This is a genomic window from Mucilaginibacter sp. 5C4 (assembly GCF_034345625.1).
In the GTDB taxonomy this organism is placed as follows: Bacteria; Bacteroidota; Bacteroidia; order Sphingobacteriales; family Sphingobacteriaceae; genus Mucilaginibacter; species Mucilaginibacter aurantiaciroseus.
In genome coordinates this window covers 3,713,414-3,738,622 of sequence record NZ_CP133775.1, presented here as the reverse complement: position 1 = coordinate 3,738,622, position 25,209 = coordinate 3,713,414, and the positions used below count along the sequence as shown (strand labels likewise).

The following is a 25,209-nucleotide window of genomic DNA, read 5'->3' as shown; positions in this document are numbered from 1 at the left end:
TTTATTTCGGCATTCCACATGCAAGGTCGATAGTTTGCATGGTTACTTGCCCTGAGAGATCCTGAAACAAGTTCAGGATGATATGGGTGGGGAGATACAAAAAAACGCCCCTTCAATTTGAAGGGGCGTTTTGCTTATATGTAATTGTTGTTTTGGGCTATTATTATCTGCCGCCTGCGGGTGCTGCGCCACCACCGTTTTGGTCGCCACCTTGTATCTGGTCGTCGTTATTAACGCCTTTCTTTTTCTGGGTAGGGTTTGGTGCTTTAAAGCTTATTTTACCAAAGCTGTAGCTAAATGTTATACCAAATGATTGGAAAGGGAACTGGGTGTGTGATGTTTGTGTGAATGTAGGGCTTGAGATATTCTGATCGAACGATTTGTTAACTGCAAAAGGCTGCACTGTGTTGAAACCGATAGACGCCTTTTTATCCAGGAACTGTTTTTTGATCCCGAACGCGTAGATCCCGAAAGCAGGGCTTGCACCCTGGATGGTCCGGCGGGCCGAGTTGGTGAACCCAAATGCCTCTACAATAAAGTTCTTAGGCAAATTAAGCTGCGCGCTACCAAATAGGGTAGACACTAAGCGGGTTTTTAACGCGTCCTGGTTAACAAAGCCTGCGTAAGCATCATACACACTTGGATTATAGGTAAACACGTTGATGCTACCACGAATGGTTAAAGCTTTGATAGGGTTTATGGAACCAAAGAAACTTGCACCTACAGAGTTATTTGCGGCAACGTTATTTTGGATAGTACGGTTAACCACAACACCATTATCAGTTATTGGTGTAGCAATACCTTCAATAAGGTCGCGGGTGTTTTTGTAGTAAACCGAGAAGTTTAATACCGATGATTTAACAAACGTGTTATAGTTTAACTCAACCGTTTGCGATACTTCCGGTGCAAGGTTAGGGTTACCTACACTTTGGCTTTGCTGCTGTGCACGGTTAATGAACGGGTTTAACACCTGTAAACTTGGGCGCTGTATACGTTTGCTGTACGATAATTTAAACGTATTGGAGCCCAAAGTTTTTTGCAACGTTAAGCTTGGTACATAAGTATTATAGCTCGCGCTAAATGGTTTTAACTCCTGCGAGTTGCTGCCCGGCGTTGCGTAAGGTGTTTGCGGGTCACCTGTGATCTGCGTGTTTTCGTAACGGAAACCGGCTAAAATCGCATAGTTCTTAGGCAAATTAAAGGTGACCACACTGTAACCGGCATATACGTTTTGATTGTAATTGTACAGGTTAGAGTTTAGGTTATCCCTAATAGGATTTATACCAACCGGGTTAGGGTCGTTGATATCGCCCGGCGTAACGGTGAATATATCGTACACACTGTTAATGCGCCTTTGGATGGTTTTACCACCAGCCTCCAATTTTAATGTTTTGCTGATAGGGTTGGTATAATCTGCCTGGGCGGTGTACTCGTTGTTTTTGCCGTTGTTGTTACCTTTTTGACTTGCATAGCGGTCGCTGAACTCATTCAGGTAATCCGATTTAACAATGCTGTGGCTCCACTGACCGGATACTACTATCTCGTGACCTTCTTTTTTAAATTTGTGCGTGTAGTCAACATTCCAGTCAAATCCACTAAATTTATTGTGTGATATTGAGCGGCCTATGTAGTCTTTCACGATAGAATTAGCGGCATCTTCAAAGTGGTAATCACCACCACCGTTGGCGTTAAAACCACCATCGTTTAAGGTAAGCGTACTGTTAATGCTGTTAAAGCCGTTAAACTCGTAGCCTGCACTAAGCGAACCCCTCGCACCATGGCGTTTAATTTCGTTACTGGTTTTGCTTGAGTTTTTCTCTGTAGCAGCACCAACTTTTAATTCTTGCCTGAAGTCTGAAAATGACCTTTGCGGCCAGGTAAGGTTACCACCAAGGTTGGCCGAAAAGTTAAAACGGTTTTTGTTGTAATTGAAGTTGATGTTACCGTTGTTTTGGCGTGTACCTACACCACCGCTAACACCACCGCTGATGCCCGATGCATTTTTGGTTTTAGTAATGATGTTGATGATACCACCAGAACCCTCTGCATCGTATTTAGCAGATGGCGAGGTTAACACCTCTATGCTTTTGATCTGATCGGCAGGGATGGTTTTTAATACGTCGCTAAGGCTTGCTGATGTTGCACCCGATGGTTTGCCGTTGATCAACACACGAACATTCTGATCGCCGCGGATGGCTACGTTACCGTTCATATCAACAGATACCAATGGCACTTTCTGCAAAACGTCTGTAGCGTTACCGCCTGCTGCGGTAAGGTCTTTTTCGGCATTGTAAACTATCTTATCAATTTTGTTTTCGATAAGCGCCTGCTGGCCAACAACCTGCACCTCTTTTAAGGTTTTTGCGCTTGGGGCAATAACTAACTGGCCCATGTTGTTATCCGGTTTTGAAGCCGTGGTTTCAACAGGGTCGAAAGTTTTGGTAGGGTAACCGATGAATGATACGGTGATTTTGTATTTACCTGCACGGATGTTATCCAGCTTAAAGTTTCCTTTCGCATCTGTTAACACACCGTTTATAGGCGTTTTTGCACCGCTTTTAAAGATGCTGATGGTAGCATAATCAACCGGTTTTTTGGTAAGTGAATCTATCACCGTGCCAGAGATTTTGCCGATGATATTTGAGCCGCCACCACCGCCAACCCCAAACTGGGCTTTGGCTGATATTGAGGCACATATAACTAATAAAAGTAAAAGTATTCGTTTCATATAAGAACTATTTAGAGCGTTTTTAGTAATTGGAGGCGAAAATGCCAAAAATGTTACAGGCAGTTATCGCTTTTGTGTAAATTATGTGTTAATGTAATGTACATGTTACACTAAGGGGCAGCAAAAAGCCCCTGCGCCTGCTGCTTATTAAAGCGCTCAGGCACAGGGGCTGAATTATTTTATTGTTAGATAACGATGTTTACAATACGGCCTTTAACAACAATTACCTTTTTAGGGGTTTTGCCATCAAGGTATTTTTGCACATCGGCATTGGCTAAAATTGCAGCTTCAATATCAGCTACCTCCATAGACAACGAAAGGCTAACATTAGTTTTCATTTTTCCATTAAAAGATACCGGGTAGCTAAATTCCTCCTCAACCAGGTAGGCCGGGTTAAATTTAGGGTATGTCGCGGTAGAGATACTGCCCGCCGGGTTACCCAGCAATACCCAAAGTTCCTCGCAAATATGCGGGGCATAGGGGGCAAGGGTAATAACCAGTTCCTGTAGGATAGCGCGTTTGTTGCACTTCAGGTCGGTAAGTTCGTTAACGGCTATCATAAAGCTGGATACGGATGTATTGAACGAGAAACGTTCAATATCCTGCTCCACCTTCTGGATGATCTTGTGAAGTGATTTTAGCTCGGCTTTAGTCGGTGCCTCGTTGCTTACGTTAAAGTTCCAGTCCGCATCATGGAATAACCTCCAGAATTTACGCAGGAACTTGAACACCCCCTCGATACCATTGGTATTCCAAGGTTTGCTTTGCTCCAGCGGACCAAGGAACATTTCGTACATACGCAAAGTATCCGCACCGTAACGGGCTATCAGATCATCCGGGTTAACCACATTGAATTTGGACTTGGACATTTTCTCCACTTCCACGCCGCAAATGTATTTTCCGTTTTCCAGGATAAATTCCGCGTCAGCAAAATCTTCTCTCCAGGTTTTAAACTTGTTTAGGTTCAAAACTTCGTTCTCTACTATGTTTACATCAACATGTAGCGGAGAGGTTTTGTATTCTTTGATCAAACCATGCGATACAAAAGTGTTGGTTCCTTTGCCTTCGTCATCAATTAAACGATATACAAAATTACTCCGTCCCTGTATCATCCCCTGGTTGATCAGCTTTTTGAATGGTTCTTCCTCAACCACTTTGCCTATATCCTTCAAAAACTTGTTCCAGAAACGGCTGTAGAGCAAGTGACCTGTAGCATGCTCGCTGCCGCCAATGTATAAATCTACGTCCTTCCAGTATTCGATCGCTTCGCGCGATGCAAACTCCTGATCGTTATGGGCATCCATATAGCGGTACCAATACCAGCTGCTGCCTGCCCAACCCGGCATGGTGCTTAATTCGTATTCACCCTCCGGGTGTTTCCAATCGGTCGCGCGGCCTAATGGCGGTTCGCCGCTTTCGGTTGGTAAGTATTTATCTATCTCGGGTAATAATAATGGCAGGTGTTGCTCGTCGATAAGGTAAGGAAGGCCACCTTTAAAGTAAACCGGTACGGGTTCTCCCCAGTAACGCTGGCGGCCAAAAATGGCATCGCGCATCCGGAAGTTCACTTTTGCTTTACCCAAGCCCAGTTCATCCAGTTTAGCAACTACAGCTGCGGATGCTTCTTTGTAACCCAAGCCGTTTATAAAATCGCTGTTGATGTATTTACCTTCTTTGGTTGGGTCGGCTTCTACCTCAATATTTTGGATATCGATGATCTGGATTATCGGCAAGTTAAAATGCTTCGCAAACACAAAGTCGCGCTGATCTCCCGATGGTACGGCCATAACCGCGCCTGTACCGTAACCTGCCAAAACATAATCAGCTATCCAAACCGGGATCTGGGTGCCGTTAAGCGGGTTGGTTACATAGCTGCCCGTAAATGCGCCCGATACGGTTTTTGTATCGGCCATACGGTCCAATTCGCTTTTCTTTTTAGTTTGGGTAATATAAGCATCAATATCGGCCTTTTGCTCCAACGTGGTTAGTTCGGCAACCAACTCATGCTCGGGCGCTATTACCAAAAAGCTTACACCGAAAACGGTATCAACACGGGTGGTGAAAACCTCGATGTAGTTTGTAGTGAGTTGTGAAAGGTGAGTGGTTTTATCTAACGGGAACCTCACACTTGCGCCAACGCTTTTACCTATCCAGTTGCGCTGCATTTCTTTCAAAGGCTCTGGCCAATCAATATGGTTTAAACCTTCTAATAAACGCTGGGCGTAGGCGGTGATGCGCATGCTCCACTGCATCATTTTCTTTTGCTCTACAGGGTAGCCCCCGCGCTCGCTAAAGCCATCTTTTACCTCGTCGTTAGCTAATACGGTACCCAGTGCAGGGCACCAGTTAACGGTGCTTTCGCGCAGGTAGGTTAAGCGGTATTTTAACAGTTCGGCTTGTTGTTGTTGCTCGTTAAAGGCTTTCCACTCAGTGGCGGTAAAGCTTTGTATTTCTTCATCGCAAACAGCGTTGATCCCTACCGAGCCTTTGCTTTCAAAATGCTCAACCAGGTTGGCAATGCTTTGCGCTTTATCCGCACCCTTATCATAGTAGCTATTGAATAACTGGATAAAGATCCATTGTGTCCATTTATAATAATCTGGCGAACTGGTGCGCACTTCCCTGTCCCAATCAAACGAGAAACCTATCTGGTCCAGCTGGCGGCGGTAGGTGGCAATGTTAGCCTCGGTAGTAACTGAAGGGTGCTGCCCGGTTTGTATGGCGTACTGCTCGGCCGGCAAGCCAAAGCTATCGTAACCCATTGGGTGCAATACGTTAAAGCCTTTTAAACGCTTATAACGTGCAAAAATATCAGAGGCAATATAACCCAGTGGGTGGCCAACATGCAGCCCCGCGCCAGATGGGTAGGGGAACATATCCAGCACATAATACTTGGGTTTGTTGCTTGTGTTTTCGGCCTTAAAGGTTTTATGCTCGGCCCAAAACTGCTGCCACTTTTGCTCTATATCTTTAAATTGATAATCCATTTGTTTATTTACCGTATTGAGGTTGCGAAAATAGTAAAAACTGCTTTAAAATCAGCTAAACCCCTTCTAAATCTCCCCCGGTAGGGGATACTTCACTGATCAACAGGAAGAGATTTCAGCTCCCTCTTCCTCGGATAGGGCTGGGGAGAGGCCAAAGTTTCAATAAAGTCTATATATTATATAGGTTAACATTAAAGTTGGCAAGCCATTTTTTAAGCGTTATTTTCGACACTTAATGATACAGCGGTTTAAAGATAAAGACATGCAGGTGGTAATAGGGTGGGTACTGCGTGCCGGCGTTTTTATTTCTATGGCTGTAGTTTTTATCGGCGGTGTTATTTATTTGACACGCCATGGCCAAAGTATAGCCAACTATCACAAGTTTGTAGGCGTGCCCGATTTTATCCAGAGTCCCCGTGGTATTATTAACGGCATCATCAATTTAAGGGGGCGGGCTATTATCCAGGCAGGTATTGTGCTGCTTATTGCAACGCCCGTGGTAAGGGTGCTATTCAGCGCCGTTGGTTTCATTCTCGAAAAAGACCATCTGTATACAGCCATCACCTTCATCGTACTGCTTATTATCATTATTAGCGCCTTTAGCGGCCATGCGGGGTGATTTTCTAAAACCATTTTTGCGTTGCCCTGCTTTTAAATAATTAAAAACAAAATTTTAAGCCAAGATGTATGGATGAATTCATATGTAACGCCTAATATTAATTAAATAGTTTTGTTTGGTTGTCCGCTTATGTGGGCAACCTTGTTAACATCAAACATATTTTTTGGTGTTAAATCCTGAATGAAAAGTGTAGTCTTATTGAGGCGGTTTCATACGATTTTGCTCATCCTCGTTACCGGTTACGTGCCGTGCAGCGTTTTTAACAGTTTTTTTACCAAAACGATAGCTAAAGTTTAGGTAAACTTTGCGGTATTCGCGCCTGTCTAACAGGTTAATATTAAGATTTTGGTAATTGATAGAGATTTTGTCGCGGTTCAGCTTAAAAACGTCGTTCCCAACCAAACTAATACGGCCCATTTTGTTAAGGATCTGCTTGCTGATGCCCGCGTCCATAAAACCGGCCGGCCTAAATTGTTTAATGCCATAAAAAGTAGCAGTTTCAAACTTGCCCGATAGCTGCGCCGCAAAGCCACCCGGCAAAGTAAAGGTTTGGGTAGAGGTAACTATTACATCGGCGGTGCCTTTATTAAGGTTGCCATATTCCGCGTAGGCTACATAGCGTTGGTACGATGCATCTACATCATAATTACTGGCCCACCAGCTGGTGAATTTTACAGGCGTATTAATGTTAATGCCATAAGTATAAACCCTGCCCAGGTTAACATCGGCACTCAGGCTTAATTTACTGGCATCGTCCTGCTCGTAAAACGGGAATGTGGCGCCTGTTGCCAAATCGGCACGGATGGATGTAACCGTTTGGCTATTATACGTGTGGCTTAGTATGATGGTGTTATGGTATTCGGGCTTTAAATATGGGTTACCTGCCTGGTAGGTGTAAAGGTCAACAAAGTACAGGAACGGGTTAAGTTTATCATACCCCGGTCTGGTAATGCCCCTTGTTAAATTTACGGCAAACTCGTTTTTATCGTTATGCCTGTAATTTAATATCGCCGTAGGGAAAAGGTTAAAATACTTACGCGGCGTTACTTCATTAGTGGTTAATGAGTTGCCCTCGTTGTTGGTATACTCGCCACGTAAGCCACCGTCAAAATCAAACTTGCCAAATTTGGTAGTGTAGTTAATATAGGCGGCCCCAATTTTCTCGTTAAACAAAAAATGATTGCTGTAAGTAGTGTTAACCGTGTATACGCCATTTACCTGGGGGCCAAACACCAGGTTATTATCTGTTGTGGTATAGCTGTATTTTAAACCCGCATCAATTTTGCCCTTTGGCAAAGGGTTGGTATACGCAAGCAAGCCACTCCAGTTTTTTATTTTTGTGGGCGATAAATTTTCCAGCAATAACGGGTCGCGGTAAGCAAAACCCCGGTCATCTGCAAACGTGTTTGTAATATATTCGTCCGAGTGGCGGTTAGAATTGCTATAAGTTGCGTTGGCTGTAATGCTCCTGCCCACCTTATCCAGTTTGGCGGTGTAGTTAAGGTTGTAATTGATGTTGCTGATGTCCCTGTCGATATTGGAACGGGCAACAATGGTAGAATCAAACACGCCATTATTGTAAATTTTAAGCGTGTTATCTTTATCAATGTTGTTGTTGTTTACAAAGCCCGATACCAAAAAACCAATACTTTGGCTTGGCGACAAGGAGAGATCGGCACCTAACCTAAAATTATGATTAAGCGACTCGATGATACTTTTGTAAGTAGTGTTGTAATCACTTTTTACCCCGGCATAATTAATGGCGCGGTCGGTATATACATCTTTCCATTGCTTATTGGCTACAACACTATAACTACCAAAAATATTATATGTTTTTGTGCGATGGTTTAAGCTTATGCCCGTGCTTCCCTTATAATATTTGCCGTAACCTGCCGATGCATTAAAGGTACCGTTAGTGCCTATGTTAGTGCCTTTTTTATAAATAATGTTGATGATACCGCCGCCGGCAGCATCATACTTGGCCGAACCTCCTTTTATTACCTCCATGCGGTCGATATTGTTGCCCTGGGTGCTTTTTAGTAGTGCGGCAAGGTCGGCGCCGGTTAGGTTGGTGGCTTTACCATCAATCATCACCAAAGCATCCTGGCGGCCATTAATACTCACGTTGTCGTTATTGTCTACACGCACCCCCGGCGATTGCCTCAGAATTTCTAATACCGATTGGCCGTCGGCAACGATACTGGCCGATGGGTTGATGATCATTTTACCCGGCTTTACTTCGATATAAGGCTTTTTGGCAACTATCGAAACTTCCTTCAATTCTTTATTAAGGGATGATAGTGTGATATGGGCGGTGGTGATATCAAGCCCGGCTGTAACAGAAATATTTGTGGAGTAAGCTTTTTTAAACCCAAGCCTTGTGGCAAGTATAATATACTTGCCGGGGTTAACAAAATTAAAACGGAAGGTTCCGGTATTACCAACCAGGGCAGACATAGCCACAGACGAGTCTGGCAGGTTTAACAGAATAACCGTGGCCGCCTGGGCCGGTTGGTTATTTTGTATTAAAACAGTGCCGCTTATAGTTGACGTACCCGTTTGGGCGTAGCAAAAACTAAATAGACTTGACAGGATAGCTATAAATAAGCACCCGATTTTAACCCTCATTAATATTACCTCGTAGAAATTTTTCTTATAGTGTCCACATTTTAAAGCCTTAAATATAAGAACAATTTTAAATTGGATAGGAATGTGTTGTTGTTTTTTACGGCTTTATACTATTAAATGTTGCTTTAAGTTATTAGTATAAAAGTAAATCCCTTCTATTTATTAATTTCGCCAACAGACAATTAGAATATTACATGAAGAAAATATACCTGATAGCTTTTGTTTTATTATTTGCCGCACAGCTTAAGGCGCAGGAGCCTGCCAATTACGCGGCTGTCGCCAATAAATTTAAGCAGTTTTATAACGCCAACCAGCCCGATAGCATCTTTGCTATGTTTAGCCCCGAAATGAAGGCAAGCTTACCTTTAGATAAGTTTAAGCCTACCACAGTGCAGCTAAAATCACAATTGGGAAGCCTTAAACAAATCGATTTCTTAAAATTTAGTTCGCCGCTGGCAATTTACAAGGGCACGTTTACTAACGCGGTTTTTCAGCTTAACCTGTCGCTTAACAGCCAGAGCAAAATAATAGGGTTGTTTCTTGCCCCATATGTGGAGGGAACTAAAGCCATGGCGATGGACCCATCATTAAAAGAAGCACCAATATTGCTTAAAACCTTTTCGGGGTCTATATCTGGAACGTTAACAACACCCGCTAATGCATCAGGCAAAATACCGGTAGTGCTTATTATACCAGGATCTGGCCCGACTGACCGTGATGGCAACAGCCCCAAACTTGGCCTTAACGGCAATACCTATAAAATGCTGGCGAATGAACTTGGCAAAAATGGCATAGCCAGCCTGCGTTATGATAAACGGCTGATAGGCCAAAGCATAACCACCACCAAAGAAAAAGAACTGAAGTTTGAAGATTATGTTGACGATGCCGTAGGGTTGGTGAATTTGCTAAGCGATGATCAGCGCTTCTCTAAAGTAATTGTTTTAGGGCACAGCGAGGGTTCGCTGGTGGGGATGCTGGCCATTCGCGACCAACCGGTTAAGGCGTATATATCTGTTGCGGGCGCGGGCCGTTCGGCAGATATTGTGGTAACTGAACAAATGAAAGCCTACCCAAAATTTATCCAGGATAATTTTAAAAGGATGCTGGATAGCTTGAAAAGAGGCAAGTTTACCGATAATATCGACCCCAAACTTTACCCCATTGCCAGGCCGGATATACAGCCGTACCTGTTATCGTGGTTCAGGTATTCGCCAGCGCGCGAGATAAAAAAAGCTAAAATACCTGTACTGATCGTGCAGGGCACTACAGATCTGCAAGTGCCTGTTACTGATGCCGACCTGCTGAAGAAAGCAAAATCTGACGCGGTGCTGTTGCTGATCCCTAACATGAACCACATTTTAAAGGAAGCCCCGGCAGATAAAGAGCAAAACACCGCCACCTATAGCAAACCCGACCTCCCCCTAAAACCGGAGTTGGTAACCGGCATAGTGAATTTTATAAAGGGGTTGAAATAGTTCTCACGCGTCATTGCTGCGAGGAACCGTAGCGACGTGGCAATCTTCGATAGACTCGTCTGCGGCTCTGTAAGTCGGGGATTGCCACGCTATCGCTCGCAATAACGCGCGGAGAGACTCCGCACATCTGTTACTTGCTTTTCCAAGCCCCCAGCAATCGCCTCAATAATATGATCTCTGAGGTGTGGTACGATGTATGGTCGGCTGCCTGCAAGGCTTCTCGCAGTATGCTTTGTCCGTCACCATGAGGGATCCTCTCGTAAATGTCCGCGCTTTTTAGTAAGACTATAAATTCGGCCCTGTCGGTATTAATTTGTTCGATGGTTTTATCCCATGCGGCATCATGTTTTGGTTCGGCTTCTTTAGGCCAGTAATCATCGGGCCATTTTGGCGATTGATGGCTGCCGTCTTTACTAAATTCCAGCATATCCCGCTGTGCAATGCGGATATGCTCGGCCAGTTGCCAAATGCTGTAAGGCAGGTTATGCGGCTTTACACCGCGCAGTTCCTTAGGCAGATCTGCCAGGGCATCTTTTAAAGTAGCATGCGCGCCGCCGCCTTCGATCAGTTTTATTAATTCGTTTATGAGTATTTCGTGCTGATGGTCCATAATAAATGTGTTTGTTGTTTAACAAATTAGATACAGGTTTGATTTATATGGTGCAAAAGTTTTAAGTTTATGCACCAAAGTTAAATTGTACCATAGTGATTAAAAAACTACTATTAATGGCCCTTTATGTGGCTGCTTTTACCGGTTGTAAAAAGGACGGCGAAATGATGCAGGACTTGTCTTTAAAAGATGATGCCGCTTTTTTAAGATATGAAGACCACTTTTTAGAAGAGCTATGGAAAAACAACCCCGACTGGGCTACCAGTGTAGGCTACCATAAATACGACAGCCTTTTGTTGATACCCAGCGCTAAAACCCGCGACCTGGCTGTTAAGTTTGCCAAAGTGCAGATAGATTCGTTAAGCCGCTACCAGCCTAATACGCTGAGCGACCTGAACAAGATGGACAGCCGCATGATGCAGAACGAGCTGGAAAAGATTCAATTCTACAACAATCAGTTAAAAGCATACGAGTGGGACCCTACATCATATAATGTTATTGGTTCTTTCGCTACCATATTAAATGAAAACTACGCGCCGCTAACTAAACGCCTGCGCAGTTTTCATCAAAAAATGGAGAACATCCCGGCGTATTACAAAGAGGCCGAAAAGCAAATTAAAAACCCGGTTGTGGAACTTACCTCACTGGCTATAGACCAGCACCTGGGCGGCGTTGGCGTTATAGAAAATGACTTTGCCGATTCCCTTAAAAAAACAAATATCCCTGCTGCCGAGCAAACATTGATGCTTAACAGGGCTAAAACAGCTGCCGCTGCCATAAAAGAATATGCTGCATGGTTAAAAGCATTAAAGAATGATAAGCCACGCAGCTTTAGGCTGGGCAAACAGTTTTACGAAACCAAGTTTAAATACGAGATCCAGGCAGAGGGCACAGCCCAGCAAACCTATAACTCGGCAGTAGAGCGTAAAAAGTTTTTGCATAAAGAGATGGCTAAATTAAGCCGCACGCTTTGGCCAAAATATTTTGGTACACAGCCTATCCCGAAAGATTCATTGGAGTTTATTGCTAAGGTGATAGATACACTTTCGGCCAAACATGTTGCCCCCGGCGATTTCCAGTTGGCAATTGAAAAGGAGATCCCTAAGCTTACCGCGTTCATCAGGAGTAAAGACATTGTAACGCTCGATCCAACAAAACCATTGGTGGTGCGTAAAGAACCCGCTTATATGGCCGGTGTTGCAGGCGCGTCTATCAGTGCGCCCGGCCCGTATGATAAAAATGGTAATACCTATTATAACGTGGGCAGCCTTGCGGGCTGGTCAAAAGAGAAGTCGGAGAGTTACCTGCGCGAGTATAACGACTATATCCTGCAGATCCTTTGCATCCACGAGGCTATCCCCGGCCATTATACACAATTGGTGTATGCCAACAAAGCGCCAAGTATGATCAAATCTATTTTTGGTAATGGTGCGATGGTAGAAGGGTGGGCGGTTTTTAGCGAGCAGGAAATGATAGATGCCGGCTTTGGCGATAGCGCCCCCGAAATGCGCCTGATGTGGTACAAGTGGCACCTGCGTTCGGTATGTAATACGATATTGGATTACAGCGTGCATAGTTCCAACATGGCCAAAGAGGACGCTATTAAAATGCTAACCAAAGAGGCTTTTCAACAACAGGCCGAAGCCGAGGGCAAATGGAAGCGTGTTAGTGTAAGCAGTATACAGTTGACCAGTTATTATACGGGTTACAAAGAAATTAACGCCCTGCACGAAGAATGGAAAAAAAAGAAAGCGGATAAGTATAAGCTTAAAGAGTTTAACGAGAAATTCCTTAGCTATGGCAGCGCCCCGGTGAAGTATATTAAAGAGGCGATGTTCGCGATACCTAAGATAGATCCGAAGAACCATTAATTAGGAATTCAAATTTAAACTATCATTAGCTCCGCATCTTCTTCAAAAGGTTTTCAATAACCTTTGGGAAGTGCTGGTGCTCTAACTGCTGGCCTTTAAATTTCACCATCTCCAGGTTATCGCCGGGCTCTATCTTAAAGCGCGACTGGTGAATCACCTCGCCCTCATCAAACTGGGTGTTCACAAAGTGGATGGTAATGCCAGATTCTTCTTCGCCGGCTTCCAGCACGGCTTTGTGTACGTTATCGCCATACATGCCTTTGCCACCAAATTTTGGTAACAGGGCAGGGTGCAGGTTAATGATTTTATTAGGGAACGCGTTTAGCAGGCTTGGTGGTACCAGCCATAAAAAGCCTGCCAGCACAATAATATCTACCTGCAGGTTTTTAAGCAGGCTTATCACATCGTCGGTATCGTAAAACTCCTGGCGGGTAAAAATGTGCGATGGGATCTCGAAGTTATCGGCACGTTGCAAAACGTAGGCCTGTGGGTTGTTGGTTAATATCAGTACAACTTCGGCATCAGCATTACGCTTAAAATGCTCCATTATCTTTTGGGCGTTAGATCCCGACCCTGAGGCAAAAATGGCAATTCTCTTTTTCAAAATAAATGGTAGCTTTTGTTACGCAAAATATAAAATTAATTCAAATTATTGGGTAACATTGGGCTTTATCCTGATAAAACCCCAACGCCGTATGGTCCGCCAGTCGGTTGCGGTATAATAAGTTTGCAGATCGCCGGTTTCCAGCACCATCGAAAACTCGCCAAGGTTGCTGATGCGCGAGTTTATAAAGGGCTGTTTGGTGCCTGCTGTTGTTACCGTAGGGTAGGTGATATCGGCAAATAAAAACAACCTCGTGTCAGACAGGGACCACTTGCCACTTACCGTGGATAATTTACAATCAAGGTTACTGTAGCTGCAGGTCATGTCGTCGTTAAATTTGAAGATCTGGGAATGGTCGCATTTCAGGGTATCTTTATTGGTTTCCTGTCCGCCTAAATATTTATACTCTATAACTGAACCTAACTCCCATTTACCATTGGTGAATAAGCTTTGTATGCTGTCGGTTTTATCCTTTTTGCAGGAGTTAAACGTAAAGCTTAAAACCATTAATCCGGCCAGTAAAAAGTATAAATTTTTATTTTTCATTTAAGCTACAAAGATAGTTTTTTAAGCGATTTCAAAAGCCGCTTTATTATAACTCATTATCTATAAAAATATTTCGGGCGGATATAATTATACAGCGTGCCCAAGCCTGCTATATTTGCTTTATGCGCATACCCTACCAACAGCTTAAAGCCGAATTTGAACGCGTGCTTACCGGCCTAAATATTAACAACACCATTGCCGGTGCTATAGCCACCGTATTTGCCGATAACAGCCGCGACGGCGTACATAGCCACGGCCTTAACCGTTTCCCTACTTTTATCGAATATATAAAAGAAGGTTTGGTATTCCCTGATGCTGTACCAACCAAAGTAAATGCTTTTGGGGCGATAGAACAGTGGGACGGTAACCTCGCCCCCGGCATGTTGAACGCGCGGTTTTGTATGGACAGGGCCATCAGCCTTGCGAACGATAACGGCATTGGTTGTGTAGCCATTAAAAACACCAACCACTGGATGCGCGGCGGTACCTACGGCCAGCAAGCTGCAGATGCCGGTTACATTGGCCTTTGCTTTACCAATACCATAGCCAACCTGCCGCCCTGGGGGGGCACCGAGCCGCGACTGGGCAACAACCCGCTCATTATTGCTATACCCCGCGAGGGTGGGAATGTGGTGCTGGATATGGCTGTCTCGCAATATGCATTTGGCAAACTATGGCAGTACGAGGCGCAAAACAAACCGTTACCCGTTCCCGGCGGTTACGATACCGAAGGCAATTTAACTACCGATGCCGCCGCGATAGTGGAGAGCAAACGTGCCCTGCCCATCGGTTTCTGGAAGGGTTCGGGGTTGTCATTGGTGCTCGATCTGTTGGCTACCATACTAAGCGGGGGCGATTCTACCGCGGTTATTACCCAATCGGGGCGTAAAGAAACCGGGGTATCACAAGTGTTCATCGCCATTAAAACTGATAACGAAAGGAATGCATCATTGATAGAACAGATCATTGATTACACCAAAAGCAGCGAGAGCGATACCGAGATCCTTTTCCCCGGCGAAAACATGCTGCGCACAAGGGAACAAAGCTTAAAAGAAGGCGTTTGGGTTGATGAGCAAGCATGGGCGAAAGTGAAGGGGTTGTAGTACCCCGCGCGTCATTGCTGTAAGGAGCTAAGCATTCTCTTTAGGACAAGTCGTCGATTGGTGCTTCGTTAGGTTCGGCAGTAAGTTGTCGCCAAGCCTGTGGAAGTTCATTTTCTTTGCCTTAGCCGCAAATAAAACGAACCAAAAGAAAAGGCCAAGTCAGAGCGAAGCTTCCCCCGCTCCCTGCCGGTTCTTAATGCTTTCTCCCCGCATCCGCGGAGTTCGAAAGCTAAACCGACATTCCAATATTTATAGACTTTAAATGAAGACGAAGATGTCCAGGTACTCTAATTATCGTTACCGCATTTATTACAAATCATTCTAACCCTACCTTATCAACCCCTCAAACTTCTCCCAGAAACCATCTTTTGGCAGGGGGGCTACAATTAATATCGGTTCGTTTTTTACGGGGTGGATGAATTGCAGGCGGCGGGCATGCAGGCAAATACTTTTGCGCAGGCTGCCGCGGGGGTAACCATATTTATTGTCGCCAACTATAGGGCAACCCAGGGTTGATAGCTGCACCCGTATCTGGTGCGGCCGGCCGGTTATGGGGTCTACTTCTATTACATAGTAGCCGTCCAGTTCGCCAACCAGTTTATAGTTCAATTCGCTGCGCTGGCTGCCGGCCACTTCTTTATCGTGGGCTTTGGTAACGTTTTTCTGCGGGTTTTTGATGAGGTAATGCACCAGGTTACCAGCCTCGGGCTGCGGGCGTTTGCGCACGATGGCATAGTACGTTTTATGCATTTCGCGGCCCTTAAACATTTTGTTGATACGCTCTAAGGCCTTGCTGGTTTTAGCAAACAAGATCACACCGCTCACTGGCCTGTCCAACCTGTGTACAACACCTAAGAAAGCGCCATTAGGCTTGTTATATTTTTGGGCGATATACCGCTTCACTTTTTCATCCAGCGATTCATCGCCGGTATCATCCACCTGCACAATATCGCCTGCGCGTTTGTTCACCGCAATAAGGTGGTTATCCTCATACAGTATATCAGCGTCGGTAATGTCTTTACTTATATAGTTGAATTCCGGTCGGGCCATATTTTTAAGTCAGAAGTCCTTAGTCCGGAAGTCCGAAAGTGTTTATTTTTATATCTCCCTCTCCGAAGGAGAGGGACGGGGAAAGGCTGCTAATACTCTTCCTTCTCGTTAGGGAAACTTTTTGCTTTTACATCGCCAACATAGTGGCTAATGGCATCGTTCATTACATCAAACAGGCTGGCGTACTGGCGTAAAAAGCGGGGTTTAAAACCTTTGTTTATGCCCAGCATATCGTGGATCACTAATACCTGCCCGTCGCAATGCTGGCCTGCGCCAATGCCTATGGTTGGTATGGTGAGGCTTTCACTTACTTCTTTAGCAAGTTTTGCCGGGATCTTTTCTAACACAATACCAAAACAGCCCAGTTCCTGTAGTTTCAGGGCATCTTCCTTTAGCTTTTGCGCTTCTGCTTCTTCTTTTGCACGAACCGTGTACGTGCCAAATTTATAGATGGATTGTGGGGTTAAACCCAGGTGGCCCATTACGGGGATACCCGCGGTTAAGATCCTGGTTATCGATTCCGCGATCTCTACACCACCTTCCAGTTTCACCGCGTGTGCACCGGCTTCTTTCATGATGCGGATGGCGGATGCCAAAGCTTCTTTAGAGTTACCCTGGTACGAACCAAAAGGCAGATCGACAACCACCAGCGCACGCTTAGCCGCGCGGACTACCGACGAGGCGTGATAGATCATCTGATCGAGCGTGATGGGCAGCGTGGTTTCGTGCCCGGCCATTACGTTACTGGCCGAATCGCCCACCAGGATAATATCCATACCGGCATTATCTACAATGGCCGCCATCGAAAAATCGTAGGCTGTAAGCATGGCAATCTTCTCGCCACGGTTCTTCATTTCCTGCAAAATATGCGTGGTAATGCGTTTAACTTCCTTATTTACCGACATGGTGTTTCTTTAGTTTTGAAAAGCAAATGTAGAAACTACTTTTGGGATTACTAACAATCATTAAAATACATATATTTGGTTACCCCATCGGAGAATATAAGTTTATGAATTATCCGATGTAGAAGGGTGTTCAATTGTCCCTGACTACGAATCTGGAGACTGTCAGGGCCGGGGTTCGAATCCCTTTTCACCTTTCTTATTGCCCGGCACATATTCGCCACTACTGTAACGCTGTCTAATGGTATACCATCGAAAGCGTTTCTAAAATGTTAGGCCATACCAATATTAAAACAGTTATACCCTCGTAAAAGGATTGTAGTGTTTCGATAAGTAGGCAATCTATTGCCAATATCGTAAAACCAAATTTATTTTTACTTTATCACAAAATCCCCGGTCACAAAAAAAGCTATACCCTAAAAGTGTGAGAGTTTGGAACCTTCGAATTAAATTTCATTCATTTCATTATTCGTTCCTGCTTGATACCATCTATTATTACATTAATAATAGGTTTCCTTTCCCAGAATAATCACAGGGAAGTTACCGTTAACTTTTTGCTTTGCCGACTTTGCTTCTTTTGTCGCAGCAACTTGGTTATAGACACCCTCTTTGATGCTGTAAAAAACATTGTTGGTTTGGTCGAAACTCAAAATGGTATTATTGTAATAAGTATAATTTGTTTCAGGATTTCTTTTAGAGTAAACATAGTCTTTTACTCCAACTGTTAAATGGTAATCACTTTTGGTATTCCCGGTCAACTTTAGTTTTATAAAGTAACCCATTTTTTCATCGCCTGAGTCCCAATTTGTGTACCTCAGGACATGCATCGCTTCAAAAAGCCTGTTATCTTTAACACATAAAATTAGGACATTTCCCAATCCCAAATTTGAACCGCCTCTAACTTCGTAACTTATCTTAACAAACTTCTTATTTAACTGTTCAATTTTAGGAGGTACGCCCCAAAAATCAGGAATACTTATTGTATCCTTCAAACATGACATTCTTAGCACTCTATTAACATAATCAGGTATTACCTTTACTATGGTTCCTTTGTCGTCAATTGATACTACATGAACTATTTTTGTATCCCTTTTTGTATCTTGTGCCTCGGCGGTTCTTAGGTTATCTTGTGCGGTTGCGTTGTCAATGAAAAGGGTAATAATTAAGCATATAGTTTGTTCATTGGTCTAGATTTAATAAGTGACTTAAAGTTTAATCTGATACTAAACTAAGTAAATAGTAAACATAGTTTACTATTATCGGACATGAATCCACAGCAATGGGTGCTATTTCAGAATTGACTTGGACACTAAATCTTATAAAACTTGAAAGAAATAAAAATTAAACGTAGATGGCTGTCACTGTCGGTAATATTCTTAGTTATATCAATATTGCTTTTAGGTTTTGGCTGGATTAATAGCGAAGTAAGTTATAAATATGAAGTGCAGGATACAGTTTATTCAGGAAAACCACTTGATGAGCGTCAGAAGGACATTTTATATTATATTTCATCCAGTAAAATAGAGTTGATATGCTGTGTTGCATTATTGGTTTTTGTATTGTACGTGATAAATACTGAACCTACTTTTAAAGGTAGGTTATCATACTATGACGGAAAAAAACAATAACCATGAGTACTAAGAAACGGGGTAAACTTCGAGCATTAATAAGTCTGCCAAAAGTCTGCCAAAAAAGCGAAACAACAAGCGTGGTTTAAGTATAAATTGAACCTGTTTTTCAATGAAAAAGGTCTAAAATCAAATCCCTCCATCTCCGCTTAGTTTAAGTTAGCCCCCCGTTTAAATAGTAATCGAAACTGATAAACGGGGCTTCTGAATTTAAAGATATCTACCCATTTTGTAAAAGTTCAATCTATCTTCAAAATTTCGAAATTTCTCCCTACATTTGCGCCGTGAATAAAGAGGTATCTTACTTCAGCCATCCGGTTTGTTTTCACGGAGCTTCGTGCCAGAAAATCCGAATCAATAACCCTTTCAATTTTTTTGCTAAATGAATCATTTCACCAAATTACCTGCAGTTTTATTATTAGCCGACGGAACAGCCTTTTATGGCAAGGCCGCCGGGAAAATTGGTACTACCACAGGCGAAATTTGCTTTAATACCGGCATGACCGGCTACCAGGAAATTTTTACCGATCCGTCTTACTTTGGGCAAATTATGGTAGCTACCAATGCGCACATTGGCAACTACGGTATCGCTAACGAAGAGGTTGAATCGGGCAATATCCAGATAGCCGGTTTGGTTTGTAAAAACTACAACATCGCTTACAGCCGCAAACAGGCCGATGAAAGCATCCAGGATTATTTCCAGGAGCAAAACATCGTTGGTATTTCTGATGTAGATACCCGCCAGATCGTTCGCCACATCCGCGATAAAGGCGCCATGAACGCTATTATCTCTTCAGAAATTTTAGACCTTGATGAACTGAAAGCCAAACTGGCCGAAGCACCAGATATGGACGGCCTTGAGCTATCATCACAGGTATCAACAAAAGAAACTTACACCTTTGGCAACGAGAATGCTGCCTACCGCGTTGCCGTGTTGGACCTTGGTGTGAAGAAAAACATCCTGCGCAATTTTGACGACCGCGACGTGTATGCCAAAGTTTACCCGGCAAAAACCACGTTCGAAGAAATGGAGAAAGATTTTTCTCCTTCGGGATATTTCATCTCTAACGGCCCCGGCGATCCATCGGCTATGCCATACGCTATCGATACCGTTAAAAAGATCTTAGAAACTGATAAACCGTTATTCGGTATTTGCCTTGGCCACCAATTACTGGCTTTGGCTAACGATATCCCAACCCAAAAAATGTTTAACGGCCACCGCGGTTTAAACCACCCGGTTAAAAACGTTATCATCAACCATTGCGAAGTAACCTCGCAAAACCATGGTTTTGGCGTGGTACAAGATGCCGTGCGCGCGTCTGACAAAGTAGAAATTACCCACGTAAACCTAAACGACCAGTCGATAGAAGGTATCCGTGTAAAAAATAAGAATGCCTTCTCGGTACAATACCACCCCGAGTCGTCGCCAGGCCCGCACGATAGCCGCTACCTGTTTGATGATTTTATAGGGATGATGAAGAAGTAAACCGGGATTAAAACGATTTTTTCGATTTATAAGATTAAGCCTTTCATTTATTTGAAAGGCTTTTTTGTTTTTCCAATCACTGGTCTAAGTTTCCAACTTAGACCCAAAATGAGTTAAGCTTTCAGCTTAACATGTTATTGTACAATCTCCTGGTCATTGCTTTTACTTGTTTCGCAAGCTGAAAGCTTTGTCTTCGCAGGGTCTTCTGAAAGAGACCCTGCGCCGTGTGTAAGGCAGCGCAGGGTTCACGATGTGAGACCCTGCGGCGACAAGTTGACTGTTGTCTTCGCAGGGTCTTCTGAAAGATACCTGCGCCGTGTGCAAGGCAGCGCAGGGTCCACGATGTGAGACCCTGCGGCGACATATAATTCAATCACTGGTCTAAGTTGAAAACTTAGACCAGGCTGTGAGACCCTGCTCGTATGTAGGGCAACTGGGTCCACGATTTGACACACTGCGGCGACAAAAAAAGCTTTTTTTATTTGGCCTAAACCAATAATTATTTAATACATTTAGATCAAACCTATTCCACTTGTTATGAAATTTTTTTTACCATTAGTTGTAATTGCCTGTCTTTTTGTAAGCTGTGTACAATCCCAGGATTGCCCGGAAAATATCAACAAATTACCCATGTATGGCGGCGTTAAAAAATGTCCGGAACAAATAGGTTACGATGCGGAATTTATTGCATCTACCAGTAAAGGATATCCAAATAGGAAAGATGCGGCAAAACATTTTGTAAAGCGTGGGTGGGAATATTTATACGCTCAAAAATTAGATACCTCAATGATGAGGTTTAACCAGGCGTGGTTATTGGATAGCACAAACTATCAAATTTATTGGGGTTTTGGAAATCTTTTAGGGCTTCAAAGAAAATATTCAGAGTCGCTTAAACACTTTAAAAAAGCTTTAAAACTGTATCCAAATGATGAAAAAGTTTGGCAGGATTATTCAATCAGCTTAGGAAATCTTTTTTTTGAAACTAAAGATGTTAGCTATTTAAATACTTCAATAGATGCGTTGAAAAAAGCTGTCATTATTAGTCCCCAAAATCCTCACCCATATGCACAGTTGACCGCGGCTTATACCTACTTTACTCAAAAAGACAGCGCATATAAGTACTTGAAAATTACAGATCAAATTGACCCAACAGCAATCGATCCTGAAGTTCGAAAAATGCTTGACAAATGACTTTGTCTTCGCAGGGTCTTCTGAAAGAGACCCTGCGCCGTGTGCAAGGCAGCGCAGGGTCCACGATGTGAGACCCTGCGGCGACAAGTTGACTTTGTCTTCGCAGGGTCTTCTGAAAGAGACTTGCGCCGTGTGCAAGGCAGCGCAGGGTCCACGATGTGAGACCCTGCGGCGACAAGTTGACTTTGTCTTCGCAGGGTCTTCTGAAAGAGACCCTGCGCCGTGTGTAAGGCAGCGCAGGATCCACGATGTGAGACCCCCTGCGGCGGCATAAAGTACAACCCTGAGTGCAATACATTGTACCCCAATTGCCGCGCAAATATTTTTTTCTATTTTCGTCCCAATGAAATTTACAGGCACCCCACGCATTATAATTTTCCTGGTTATACTGGCACTAAACGTAATTGCCGACCAGGTAACCAAAAGCATGATGCGCGCGCATATTGGGATTTACGACCAGTACCGTTTTTTTAACGACCATGTAACCCTGCTGCGCGTTGAAAATACCGGCGCTTTTTTAAGCCTCGGCGATAAACTGGTGCAGCCGTTCAGGTTTATAATGCTTACCCTGTTGCCTGTTATAGCTTTATTAGGGGCGTTAATTTACAGCCTCGCCAAAAAAGGCTTAAGTAACCTGATGGTTACCGGCATTATCTTTTGCATAGGCGGCGGTGTGGGTAACCTGTACGACAGGATAACAAAAGGGTCGGTTACCGATTTTATGCACCTGAAGTTCGGCCCCCTGCAAACCGGCATCTTTAATGCAGCCGACGTTTCTATTATGATAGGCCTTGGGTTGATACTGCTGGACACTTTTTTGAAGAGGAAAGAGCATAAAAACGATGAGGTAGCGGTAACCGAGAAGTAATCTCAAGTTCAGAGACGCGAAGTATCGCGTCTCTACGTAGACCATAATGTAGAGACGCGATACTTCGCGTCTCCCTGCATGCAGTTTTAAATTATAGATCAGCCAACTTTCTCTACTTAACCACACTCCACTCACCACCAACCCTGTCACTATTTCATCACATTACGGCCGTTAACACTACTTGCTTATAAAAAACGTATCTTTGCATTTAATTACCCGTTGATTTACGGTTTTGATCATTAGACACTCTTCAGATCCGCTTAATGCTTCGCGTTAGCACATATACATTACAAATAATACATGTCATTCGAAAAATTAGATTTAATTGAGCCTATTTTAAGGGCTTTAAAAACAGAGGGTTATACAACCCCAACCCCCATACAAGAACAAGCGATACCTTATATATTACAACACCGCGATCTGCTTGGCTGTGCCCAAACCGGTACAGGTAAAACCGCGGCCTTTGCTATCCCTATCCTGCAATTGTTATTTTTGGATAAGCAAAAGCACAAGGAGCAAAAATCTATTAAGGCGCTTATACTTACCCCCACCCGCGAGCTGGCTATCCAGATCAGCGAAAGTTTTACCGCTTACGGTAAAAACACAGGCCTTAAAAACCTGGTTATTTTTGGTGGTGTATCGCAAAACCCACAGGTTGACGCTTTGCGCCGCGGTGTAGATATCCTGATAGCTACCCCGGGCCGCTTGTTAGACCTGATGAACCAGCGCCACGTACACATCGACCAGATAAAAATGCTGATCCTTGATGAGGCCGACCGTATGCTGGATATGGGCTTTGTGAACGATGTTAAAAAGATTATCGCCAAAGTGCCTGCCAACAGGCAAACGCTTTTCTTTAGTGCTACCATGCCTAACGAAATTCAACACCTGGCAGATAGCATTCTGCAAAAACCTGCAAGGGTTGAGGTTGCCCCGGTATCATCAACTGCCGATACCATTCAGCAATCGTTATACTACGTAAGCAAGAACGATAAACGCCTTTTGCTTAATCATATTTTAGAGGATAAAGGCATCAAAACCGCGTTGGTATTTACCCGCACCAAGCACGGTGCAGATAAGGTGGTTAAAGACCTGCTTCGTGCCGGTATCACTGCCGAGGCTATCCACGGTAATAAGTCGCAAAACGCGCGCCAGCGTGCGTTAGCCAACTTTAAGAACCGTACTACCCGCGTGCTTATTGCTACAGATATTGCCGCCCGCGGTATTGATATCGACGATCTTACCCACGTGATCAATTACGAGATCCCTAACATCCCTGAAACATACGTACACCGTATTGGCCGTACCGGCCGTGCAGGTGCAAGCGGTATAGCTCTTACATTTTGCGATGGCGAGGAAGAAATAGATTACCTTAAAGATATTCATAAATTGATCGCTAAAGAGATCCCGGTTGAGCTGGGCCATCCTTACCCGTTAAGCTATGATGCGATGACGGCCAAGATGATGAGCAAAGCCAAGAACGGCACACCCAAGAGCCCGGCTTCGGCAGGTGGCAGGCATGGTGGTGGCAACAAGCGGGCCGGCGCAGGCGGCAGGCCATCCGGTCATCGCGGTAGCGGCGGCGCAACCAATAGTCGCGGCGGTGCCAGCGGCATGAGCGGCGCCAGCAGGTCATCATCGGGCAGAAGATAGTACCTTTTAAGAGGTTAGATATTAGAGGATAGAGATTAGGTAAGCCGTAATTTTTATCCTCTTTTTTTATTGCCTGTTTTTTGGCGTTAAACCGTCGTTTTTTGGTGGTTTAGGGGCGAAAAATGGTGATTTTTTTACCTGTATTTTGCGGCAATTTTCCAATACCAGGGCAACTATTTTCCAGTTATAAAAACTTTTTTGTTAGGATGTTAATAACCATATTTGCAACCTTCAAAGAAATTAAATAGCTTTAAAGTGAAAATCGAACCCACACAAATGAGACGCCTTTTAGACCTTATCAAGAACAAATTCTTCCTGGTTACGGTGGCTTTTGTAGTGTGGATGACCTTTTTTGACAAGAACGACCTGTTCTCTCAATACGATTACCATCAGCAACTCAACAAGTTAAAGCAAGAAGAAGCCTTTTATCAATCTGAAACAGAGAAGGTTAATAAAGACCTGTCTGAACTTACCTCAGATAAAGCTAAACTGGAGAAGTTCGCCCGCGAAAAGTACCTCATGAAAAAGGATAACGAAGACGTATTTGTGATCGTTCACGAGAAGAAAAAATAAGTGGTATTGGACGGATATCGCCAATTGTAATTCTGGTAATCAGAGTATTAACTATTTTTAATCTCTTCCCCAATTTGTTTCCAGCGCACATTAATCTGTTCGTATAGGTCCTCAAAAGTGGTCTGTAACGTACTGGTGCTGATGTTTACGGTTGAGCCGTACATCCGGTAGTTCATCCGTGCTGCGCGCCTGCCAAGGGTATTGCTTTGCCTTTTGATATAGTCCTCTGTATCAGCTATTTTTACTACTAAATTTTTGGCGGCCAATGTCTATTACAGATAACCCTATAAAGTCTACCCAGGAGATAAAACCAACCGAAAATGCGCTTGGATTATCTACAATGCCATTGTCGTCAATAACAAAGCCGGGGCCTGCATCAAACATCTTATTGGCTATAAACAAGGCAGATATGCCAAAAAATATAATCGCGGTATAGCCTACAATTGTTATTAGCAAGGGGCTTTTATGGAACATAGCCGGGTGGTTAACAAACCAAATGCCGGCGGCAACAAATAGTTAGCGCCTAATAATAATGCTGATATTTTTTAGCTTGTTTAAGGGGATTTCGATAATATTATCGGGCGTGGTAGCAGGGGTAGTCATTTTATTTATCAGTTTTATTATTTGCACTACAAGTCATTAAAAATAATGCAATTAATCTACTTTAACTAATCTCAAATCCTTACC

The 25,209-nt window shown here is 43.7% G+C and carries 19 protein-coding genes and 1 pseudogene; 10 read left to right on the top strand and 10 right to left on the bottom strand.

Annotated elements, in window-relative coordinates; genetic code table 11:
- Window positions 1–163: 163 nt before the first annotated feature.
- Window positions 164–2,728 carry a TonB-dependent receptor domain-containing protein gene (locus tag RHM67_RS17565; RefSeq protein ID WP_322228373.1) on the bottom strand — a complete coding sequence of 855 codons (2,565 nt, stop codon included), beginning with the start codon at window positions 2,726–2,728 and terminating at the stop codon, window positions 164–166.
- Between the two features lie 185 nt (window positions 2,729–2,913).
- Window positions 2,914–5,715, bottom strand: coding sequence for a leucine--tRNA ligase (gene leuS, locus RHM67_RS17560; protein WP_322228371.1), 2,802 nt, complete (start codon window positions 5,713–5,715; stop codon window positions 2,914–2,916).
- Window positions 5,716–5,950: 235 nt separating this feature from the next.
- Here leuS and RHM67_RS17555 point away from each other — a divergent pair, with 235 nt between their 5' ends.
- Complete coding sequence (locus RHM67_RS17555) at window positions 5,951–6,334, top strand: DUF1634 domain-containing protein (protein WP_252756105.1); 384 nt, start codon at window positions 5,951–5,953, stop codon at window positions 6,332–6,334.
- A 195-nt stretch (window positions 6,335–6,529) separates the two neighbouring features.
- Here the strand turns inward: RHM67_RS17555 and RHM67_RS17550 are convergent, their stop codons facing one another.
- Window positions 6,530–8,962, bottom strand: a complete 2,433-nt coding sequence (locus RHM67_RS17550) for an outer membrane beta-barrel protein (protein ID WP_322228367.1) — start codon at window positions 8,960–8,962, stop codon at window positions 6,530–6,532.
- Between the two features lie 194 nt (window positions 8,963–9,156).
- Here RHM67_RS17550 and RHM67_RS17545 point away from each other — a divergent pair, with 194 nt between their 5' ends.
- Window positions 9,157–10,437 carry an alpha/beta fold hydrolase gene (locus RHM67_RS17545; RefSeq protein WP_322228365.1) on the top strand — a complete coding sequence of 427 codons (1,281 nt, stop codon included), beginning with the start codon at window positions 9,157–9,159 and terminating at the stop codon, window positions 10,435–10,437.
- A gap of 130 nt (window positions 10,438–10,567) precedes the next feature.
- On the opposite strand, the gene RHM67_RS17540 is transcribed toward RHM67_RS17545, so the two are convergent.
- Window positions 10,568–11,047 (bottom strand): DinB family protein, encoded by a 480-nt coding sequence (locus RHM67_RS17540; RefSeq protein ID WP_322228364.1) that lies wholly within the window; start codon window positions 11,045–11,047, stop codon window positions 10,568–10,570.
- A gap of 95 nt (window positions 11,048–11,142) precedes the next feature.
- Here RHM67_RS17540 and RHM67_RS17535 point away from each other — a divergent pair, with 95 nt between their 5' ends.
- Entirely contained in the window at window positions 11,143–12,918 is a 1,776-nt protein-coding gene (locus RHM67_RS17535; RefSeq protein ID WP_322228363.1) for a DUF885 domain-containing protein, read from the top strand.
- Between the two features lie 25 nt (window positions 12,919–12,943).
- Here RHM67_RS17535 and purN read toward each other — a convergent pair whose 3' ends face one another.
- Together purN and RHM67_RS17525 are read right to left on the bottom strand one after the other, a co-directional pair.
- Window positions 12,944–13,522 carry a phosphoribosylglycinamide formyltransferase gene (gene purN / locus RHM67_RS17530; protein WP_252756111.1) on the bottom strand — a complete coding sequence of 193 codons (579 nt, stop codon included), beginning with the start codon at window positions 13,520–13,522 and terminating at the stop codon, window positions 12,944–12,946.
- A gap of 45 nt (window positions 13,523–13,567) precedes the next feature.
- Window positions 13,568–14,068, bottom strand: coding sequence for a hypothetical protein (locus tag RHM67_RS17525; RefSeq protein WP_322228361.1), 501 nt, complete (start codon window positions 14,066–14,068; stop codon window positions 13,568–13,570).
- Between the two features lie 122 nt (window positions 14,069–14,190).
- Here RHM67_RS17525 and yiaK point away from each other — a divergent pair, with 122 nt between their 5' ends.
- Complete coding sequence (yiaK, locus tag RHM67_RS17520; RefSeq protein WP_322228359.1) at window positions 14,191–15,171, top strand: 3-dehydro-L-gulonate 2-dehydrogenase; 981 nt, start codon at window positions 14,191–14,193, stop codon at window positions 15,169–15,171.
- 327 nt (window positions 15,172–15,498) lie between these two features.
- On the opposite strand, the gene RHM67_RS17515 is transcribed toward yiaK, so the two are convergent.
- The 3 genes from RHM67_RS17515 to RHM67_RS17505 form a co-directional block, all read right to left on the bottom strand.
- Window positions 15,499–16,221 carry an RluA family pseudouridine synthase gene (locus tag RHM67_RS17515; RefSeq protein ID WP_322228358.1) on the bottom strand — a complete coding sequence of 241 codons (723 nt, stop codon included), beginning with the start codon at window positions 16,219–16,221 and terminating at the stop codon, window positions 15,499–15,501.
- A gap of 89 nt (window positions 16,222–16,310) precedes the next feature.
- Window positions 16,311–17,126: a 3-methyl-2-oxobutanoate hydroxymethyltransferase gene (gene panB, locus RHM67_RS17510; protein WP_252756117.1), complete on the bottom strand. Its 816-nt coding sequence runs from the start codon at window positions 17,124–17,126 to the stop codon at window positions 16,311–16,313.
- Window positions 17,127–17,623: 497 nt separating this feature from the next.
- The gene (locus RHM67_RS17505; RefSeq protein ID WP_322228356.1) at window positions 17,624–18,115 is read right to left on the bottom strand and encodes a hypothetical protein; all 492 of its coding nucleotides are present in this window, start codon (window positions 18,113–18,115) and stop codon (window positions 17,624–17,626) included.
- 333 nt (window positions 18,116–18,448) lie between these two features.
- Here RHM67_RS17505 and RHM67_RS17500 point away from each other — a divergent pair, with 333 nt between their 5' ends.
- The 6 genes from RHM67_RS17500 (at window position 18,449) to RHM67_RS17475 (ending at window position 24,522) form a co-directional block, all read left to right on the top strand.
- Window positions 18,449–18,751: a hypothetical protein gene (locus tag RHM67_RS17500; RefSeq protein WP_322228355.1), complete on the top strand. Its 303-nt coding sequence runs from the start codon at window positions 18,449–18,451 to the stop codon at window positions 18,749–18,751.
- A gap of 382 nt (window positions 18,752–19,133) precedes the next feature.
- Window positions 19,134–20,237, top strand: a complete 1,104-nt coding sequence (carA, locus tag RHM67_RS17495) for a glutamine-hydrolyzing carbamoyl-phosphate synthase small subunit (RefSeq protein ID WP_322228353.1) — start codon at window positions 19,134–19,136, stop codon at window positions 20,235–20,237.
- A 537-nt stretch (window positions 20,238–20,774) separates the two neighbouring features.
- Window positions 20,775–21,428: a hypothetical protein gene (locus RHM67_RS17490; protein ID WP_322228350.1), complete on the top strand. Its 654-nt coding sequence runs from the start codon at window positions 20,775–20,777 to the stop codon at window positions 21,426–21,428.
- A gap of 343 nt (window positions 21,429–21,771) precedes the next feature.
- Window positions 21,772–22,296, top strand: coding sequence for a signal peptidase II (gene lspA, locus RHM67_RS17485; protein WP_322228349.1), 525 nt, complete (start codon window positions 21,772–21,774; stop codon window positions 22,294–22,296).
- Window positions 22,297–22,596: 300 nt separating this feature from the next.
- Entirely contained in the window at window positions 22,597–23,949 is a 1,353-nt protein-coding gene (locus RHM67_RS17480; protein ID WP_252756122.1) for a DEAD/DEAH box helicase, read from the top strand.
- Window positions 23,950–24,225: 276 nt separating this feature from the next.
- Window positions 24,226–24,522, top strand: coding sequence for a septum formation initiator family protein (locus tag RHM67_RS17475; RefSeq protein ID WP_322228347.1), 297 nt, complete (start codon window positions 24,226–24,228; stop codon window positions 24,520–24,522).
- Between the two features lie 47 nt (window positions 24,523–24,569).
- Here RHM67_RS17475 and RHM67_RS20690 read toward each other — a convergent pair.
- Window positions 24,570–24,996: pseudogene (locus RHM67_RS20690) on the bottom strand (STM3941 family protein).
- Window positions 24,997–25,209: the final 213 nt, after the last annotated feature.

Coding starts and splice junctions, on each gene's coding strand:
- RHM67_RS17565 (WP_322228373.1), bottom strand. CDS start 2,728: ATGAAACGAATACTTTTACTTTTATTAGTTATATGTGCCTCAATATCA.
- leuS (WP_322228371.1), bottom strand. CDS start 5,715: ATGGATTATCAATTTAAAGATATAGAGCAAAAGTGGCAGCAGTTTTGG.
- RHM67_RS17555 (WP_252756105.1), top strand. CDS start 5,951: ATGATACAGCGGTTTAAAGATAAAGACATGCAGGTGGTAATAGGGTGG.
- RHM67_RS17550 (WP_322228367.1), bottom strand. CDS start 8,962: ATGAGGGTTAAAATCGGGTGCTTATTTATAGCTATCCTGTCAAGTCTA.
- RHM67_RS17545 (WP_322228365.1), top strand. CDS start 9,157: ATGAAGAAAATATACCTGATAGCTTTTGTTTTATTATTTGCCGCACAG.
- RHM67_RS17540 (WP_322228364.1), bottom strand. CDS start 11,047: ATGGACCATCAGCACGAAATACTCATAAACGAATTAATAAAACTGATC.
- RHM67_RS17525 (WP_322228361.1), bottom strand. CDS start 14,068: ATGAAAAATAAAAATTTATACTTTTTACTGGCCGGATTAATGGTTTTA.
- yiaK (WP_322228359.1), top strand. CDS start 14,191: ATGCGCATACCCTACCAACAGCTTAAAGCCGAATTTGAACGCGTGCTT.
- RHM67_RS17515 (WP_322228358.1), bottom strand. CDS start 16,221: ATGGCCCGACCGGAATTCAACTATATAAGTAAAGACATTACCGACGCT.
- panB (WP_252756117.1), bottom strand. CDS start 17,126: ATGTCGGTAAATAAGGAAGTTAAACGCATTACCACGCATATTTTGCAG.
- carA (WP_322228353.1), top strand. CDS start 19,134: ATGAATCATTTCACCAAATTACCTGCAGTTTTATTATTAGCCGACGGA.
- RHM67_RS17490 (WP_322228350.1), top strand. CDS start 20,775: ATGAAATTTTTTTTACCATTAGTTGTAATTGCCTGTCTTTTTGTAAGC.
- lspA (WP_322228349.1), top strand. CDS start 21,772: ATGAAATTTACAGGCACCCCACGCATTATAATTTTCCTGGTTATACTG.
- RHM67_RS17480 (WP_252756122.1), top strand. CDS start 22,597: ATGTCATTCGAAAAATTAGATTTAATTGAGCCTATTTTAAGGGCTTTA.
- RHM67_RS17475 (WP_322228347.1), top strand. CDS start 24,226: ATGAGACGCCTTTTAGACCTTATCAAGAACAAATTCTTCCTGGTTACG.